Raw genomic sequence first — 5,919 nt, 5'->3', positions numbered from 1 at the left:
CCCGCCAGCACCCGCCACCCCGGACCAGCAACGATCCGCTTCTATCCCGTAACCCGCCAACCAGCAAGATCAACTTAAGCTAAGTGGCATTGGGGCATGCCATGCGGCACCACAGGCAACAACCCCGTACCGCGAGCTGAAAAGGGGGGTTTCCGAGGGGCAAGCTCAATACCAAAAGAACAATTACCCGCGTTTCTGCAGGTCATTCGCCATATTCTGTCGGGCTGACAGGATTTGAACCTGCGACCCCTTGACCCCCAGCATTTAGCGGGCCCAGCGACGTGCTAACTAACGTTTTACCAGGTCGCTTCCAAGTATACTCGGCCGAGTAAAGGGGTCCACCCATCGTATCCAGCCGACGCCACACTCATCGAGCTGACCTGCACCTTTACACCGAAGGATCTGTCAGATCGGTCCTCTCGACTTTTCCCGTGCACACTTACGCCCGCTTTATTGCTGCACGTGTCGACGCTGGCAACACCCGTTTTCGGCGTTCAAGACATTTCCTATAGATCTGTAACGTACCCGAACGAGCTACGCCTCCAACTCACGTTGAATCAGCGTTGCATCGGCTGATCCCCGAGCGGCGAGATCGTCCACGAGCTGGCGGATCTCCGGTTGTTGGGCCTGCAGACTTTCGCGGTGTTCCAGGGCTGCGAGGCGTAGCCATGCGACAACGTAGCGGCTGTCATCTGAAATCTGCGCCGCGTCGCTGCCCAGCATACGCAAGACCATCTTCGCCCCGGCCGGCACGAACAACAGTCCTGTCGGTATCAAACAATCGATCAGTCGTTCACAGAGGCTGGGCCGCGGCGCATATGCGTGCGTCCATCGTAGTATCGCCTGTACCCATTCCCGGCCTGGCCACACGGCCCCTTCAGACGGCTTGGGCAGCAGGGCCGCGTCCAAGCCTGCTTCGTCGCGCCTACTCGGCCTTCGTTCATCGGAGTCTGGGACGCGCCGGGCTCCGGGTAGGAGGCGGTCCAGGATAGTTGGCCAAATGCCGAATAGTCGCCGGCCTTGTTCCGGTGAGATCGCTTGGCTCGCTAGTGCGACGACTAGGCCGGCCAGTTGTTGCGGCGCTGTGGCGAACCCCGCGAGATATCTTTCCAGTAGCGCGTCGTCACCCGCTAAGACCTCCGCTGCAGTCCAGCCGTCGATCTCACGTCGCCATGTGCGGGCACCGTCATAGTTATGGTTCGCCCACCGGTTCGGCCAGACCGATAGGTCGTGGCTTACGAGCGCGGCTAGTGTTACGCGGGCAGTTTCCGCATGGTCGCAGTCGCAGGCTGCTGCGGTCTTGAGACCGGATAGGGCGTCAGCGGCCGCGCGCAAGTCGAGGTTAGTACCCGTCTGGTGGAATGCGGCTTCGAGAGTCGCCGTTTCAGGGATCTGGGACTGGGTTCCTTCTTCTGACGGGCCAGTTCTGGCACTCATGAGTAGCCGGTGGTAGACGGTGATCGTCGTGGCATGGTTTTCGTTGTATGTCTGGTCGTCACGGCAGCTCCGCGACCAGCCGGGTTCTAGGCCCTGTGTGAGGCGGTCTCGGACCTCGCGGGACGTGCAGGTCGCGAGTCGTTGCAGCGCTGAGACCACCTGGGAGCGTGTGGCACCGCTGTTAGTGAGCAGTTCGTCGTTGAGGAGGACGACGGGCAGGGCCGTGGCGGCTGATCGATCCGCGCTCATGTCCATGCTCATGTCACGATCGGATCGGTGTCCTGGCACCTTAGGGATAGCATTATTCGCCACCTGCATCAGCGCCCCAACGGCTTCGGTAAGCAGTGCCCGCTCCGGGTCGGTGCTGGCAGCGGCCTGCACTACCACTGCGGCGGCGGCCACCGCTCGCGTTTCGTCAGCGGTATATAGTGGATAGGCGCCGGGCGTGTCAGTTATGGCTTGCAGTATGTCCATGGTGGCGCGGTACAGCTGTGCTGCCGGTGGCTCATTTGCCTGACCATCGCGGATCTTCCTCGCCTGGAACGTCGTATTGCTCAGCGTGAGGCTCAGCAACGCCGCTCGGCCACCAGCGCGTTCCAGTTCTTGTTGCACGTCGGCAGGCACGTCCACTACGGCCTCCACCATGCCTGGCTGCTCGCTTGTCTGGGTGACTTGGTAGGCCTTGGCATTGAGAGCGAGTGCCCGGCGGCGCGCGATGGCGAGCCGCGGATCGTCGGCTGCCGGATCGCCCAGTGCTGCGCGGGACCTGTCCAGTAGCCGCTGACCTGTGGCCGTTAGAGCTGCTTGCCGCTGCGCGTTTCCGTTCAGGGCGAGCCACCCACCGATACGCTCCGGAGGCTGACGGAGTGCCGTTTCTTCGTCGTCAGCTGGCTCGGTGATGCCGCTCACGCCGACTGTCCTGCCGATCTCCAGATCCCATACCTCAGGGTGTTCAAGGAACGCGTCGATGAGGTCGCCGGCTGCTAGTGGATTCGGAACGAGTAGGGAGTAGCCCACCGCGGGAAATGCCACGCTTGCTCCGGCGCTCAGCACGTCGTCGACGACGTCGGCGAGGGTTCGGGTTTCGAGCTGTTTCTTCGCCCAGCCGCGCAATGCCATGAGTGCGGATTTGGCCGACCAGGCGCCGTTGCCCGCCTTCCTGTACCAGGCCCACGCGGTCGCTGGTCCCTCGTAGGTGACGGCTTGGTCCCAGTGCGGCAGCTTCAGTTGCAGGCGAGCGGCATTCGAGGGTTTGCCGAAGGACTGCTCAACCCGCATACGGGCGGCCGTAGCGGCGTCAACGACTGCTCCGACCAGTCGCAGGCCATGGGTAGGCGAGTTCTCCAGGAGGGTTGCGAACGGTCCCCAGTTGGGGCCGGCCAGTCCGAAGCCTTGACGAAACGATGTGTGATGGGAGTGGTCGCGTACGCCCTCCTCGCCTTCATAGCCTGAGAGTTCACTTCGGCGTCGCCGTCGGCCTGGGCGCCGGGGCCGGCGGCCAGGGTCATCGGGATCAAGTGTCAGGGCAAGGTCCAGGTAGTAGCGTCCAGCGATCTCGAGCAGCAGGCTGGGGTTGTCGCGTGCTAGCGCCGCTGCTACTTCTGAGTTTTCGGCGACGACGTCGAGGTCGTGTCCTCGTGCGTGATCGAGAAGTGCACGAGCGTCCGCTGACAGATCACGTCCGAGTAGGCCCACGACTGCCAATGCTGATTCGTATCGGTCGCCGTACTGGTCTTCTCGCGCCCATCTGGCGACTGTGGCGCTCAGCAATGTGGGATCAGGGGCGAGTGTCTCCGCTCGTCGGCCGTGGATCTCGACACTGATGAGCCATCGCCGGATCAGACGGGTCGCGGGGACGGTGAGCCGCTTAGGTACACGCTCGGAGAGCGTTGCGAGGAGTGTGATCACCGGTGCCGCGAGTACGTCATCGAGCAGGAGCCTCGTGCCGTCCGGTTCGTGGCGTGATGTGGCGGCGTAGCGGCTGGTCACGTCGATGAGTTGGCCGAGTTGGGCTGCCTCGTTCGCCAGTAGGCTCGGTGTCAGGTCGTCAAGGATGCGGTCTGGGCTGCCGACGGAGGTGAGCGCTTCGAAAGGTACCTCGTTCCAGCGGCTTCCGTCGCGGTCGGACAGGTCTCGGCAAAGATCGAGAATGTCGGTCCACGCGCGTTGGGTTTCGGCATGATGGTCGGTGTCGGCTAGTTTTCGTTGGGAGGTAAGCCTCACGGCTCGTAGGAGTGACCGCGGATTGGTGGCTGTTGACAGCACGCTGTTACCGTCGTCGTCGCTGAGTCGCATGGCCGTGGCGTAGTCCGCCAAGACGTCGTGGGCGAAGCGGTAGGTCGAGCCCTTGCGTCGGAGGATGTCGTCGCTGACGAGTCCGCTGACGGCCTCACCATTCACCTGGTGCAGGCGGCTGGTTCCTTTTCCGTCGATGATCGCTTCGGCCAGCGTGTTCCACGCGACATCTCGGTCGTGCGCCGAGCCCTGTCCGGGTGTCAGTCCCTCGTTTCGTCGTACGACCTTCTCATGGACGACGGCGATGACGTCTTCTTCGCCAAGGACTTCGTCCGCAGTGGGTGCGGCGTGGGAACGAACCATGAGATCGACCAGGTACGGCCGGCGGAGTAGCCGCTTGCTGCGAGGGTGTCGTGTCAGGGGCGCGAGGGCGGGGAACGCGGCGCCGACCTCATCGACCTCTTTGTCGGAGAGTTCGTCGAGTTCAATGGTGGCCGTCAGGCGTTCGCCGAGCCTTTCGGTCAGTGGGCCAGCCGCGTCGGTCCGACATGTGATGACAATCGCCCACGGAGGTGAGCTGGATCCGTCCGTTGGTGCGGCTCCCAGCAGCGCTTCCAGGAGCCGTCCTGAATCTGTCAGCGCATGCTCGGCCCCGTCGATCAATAGCACTCGCGGACCGCTGGTGGCAGCCGCAGCTAGCGTTGTCGGCAGGTGTGACACGCCGAGCTCCTGCTGGACTGCCGCCAGTGTGTCACCTCCTCGGGTGGTCAAGCTGATAGCCACGACTGTCGCTTTGTCGCTGAGTCGTTGGACTGCGTGGCGGGCAAGGACCGATTTGCCGACGCCGGCCGCGCCTGCCACCAGCACGATGCCGGGGCCTATGGCTTGGGCGAGTCTTTCGACCGCCGTCGCTCGCTCCAGCCGTAGCGTTCCACCTATGCGGTCAACTGTCCGAGCAAGCTCTTGGCGGGAGGCCTCCAGAACGCGGTCAAGTTCCACACGGTGACGTGGGTCTGCCGTCAGCGGTATACCCCGGGCGAAGAGCGCCGCCCGCACCATCGGAGCGTCGATGACTCCTGCACTCGGGCCCCACGTCTCCGCCAAATTTCTGAGCTCGGAGAAGACCGTGTGTGTACCCGGCCCGTCAGCAGGCAGGATGGTCGCCAGCCGGCTCTGGGCCTCCAACACATCACGACCGTCGTCACCAACTTCGAAGATCCATACCCGCAGGTATTTCAGCAGCCTGAAGGTCAGCGTGTCGGTCTCCGCGTCGTCCAATGTTCTGGATTTCTCTGTCAGGACTCCGGTGACCGCCTTCTTGATGTGTCCATACCGCTCGCGCACTTCGCGCGCGGTGGCACCGGGCACCAGAACGCCGAGGAACGTATCCGTGGTGGCATGAGATCGAGCCAGCTCCGTCAATCGCTTTAGCTGCTCGAGCTGCCCTCGTGGTTCTGAGGCTGCGAACCCTAGCTGTAGGCGGCCCTCCGCCAGCTCCGTCGGCTGTTGATCCATGGCGTCGATGCACTGGCTCAACGCATCGATGAAAGCGGTGTCGGAAGCGACGGGACTAGCTGTCCGCTTGATCTGGAAGTCGATGCCGATCTGGATCGCGTCAGTACGCGACCGCAGCACGAGATCGTCAAGGATGTTCCCCGCCAAGCGGCGTTGCAGCGCCACGGTCGTGGGCGGACCACTCAGACCTGGAAGCAAGTCACCAGTCAGAAGCCGAGCGAGGGCCACCGCACCGAGGCTGTACTCCTCGATTGTGCCAGCGCCGCCGGTGGCCTCTGGAGAGACCTGCTTGTGCGGGGGTCGCGCTGTCATTTGTGGTGGCTTCCTTACTGCTGGCGAGCCTCGTCGACCTCTATTTGATCATCATGCCGGTCCTGCGCCAGCCTGATGTGAGTTCGCTCAGCATCCCAAGTCGGCCAACCCCGCCCGGGTGCCTCGGCAATGACCGGCGTTTCGGTATTCATGGACCAGCAGCACGATCGCCCTTGAGCGTGTCCTGGTTGCACGCAGACGCTCGTCAGCGTCGAGGGGTTCTGGGTTCGGCGCGACCAGCCGGGATAACCGCGCAGCGGCGAGATTGATGAAACCGGTCTGTGAGGTACTCGGGCCCGCATCGGCTTAGTGCTGGCTCATCAGGGTGTCCCGCCCCGAGTTTGATGGAGACATCGAAACCTGGGAGAAGATCTAGCGATGGCGGCACCGAAGAAGTACCCCGATGATCTGCGTGAGCGT

Annotated in this window: 1 protein-coding gene; it reads right to left on the bottom strand. The window is 63.2% G+C overall.

What is annotated here, in order from left to right; genetic code table 11:
• Positions 1 to 534: 534 nt before the first annotated feature.
• Positions 535 to 5,352 carry a hypothetical protein gene (locus tag AB0F72_RS42000; RefSeq protein ID WP_360444883.1) on the bottom strand — a complete coding sequence of 1,606 codons (4,818 nt, stop codon included), beginning with the start codon at positions 5,350 to 5,352 and terminating at the stop codon, positions 535 to 537.
• Positions 5,353 to 5,919 lie beyond the last annotated feature (567 nt).

The sequence above is a fragment of the Actinoplanes sp. NPDC023936 genome (assembly GCF_040639325.1).
Taxonomy (GTDB): Bacteria; Actinomycetota; Actinomycetes; order Mycobacteriales; family Micromonosporaceae; genus Actinoplanes.
Note: the sequence above shows the minus strand (reverse complement) of the source record. Positions and strands in the feature narration are given on the sequence as shown.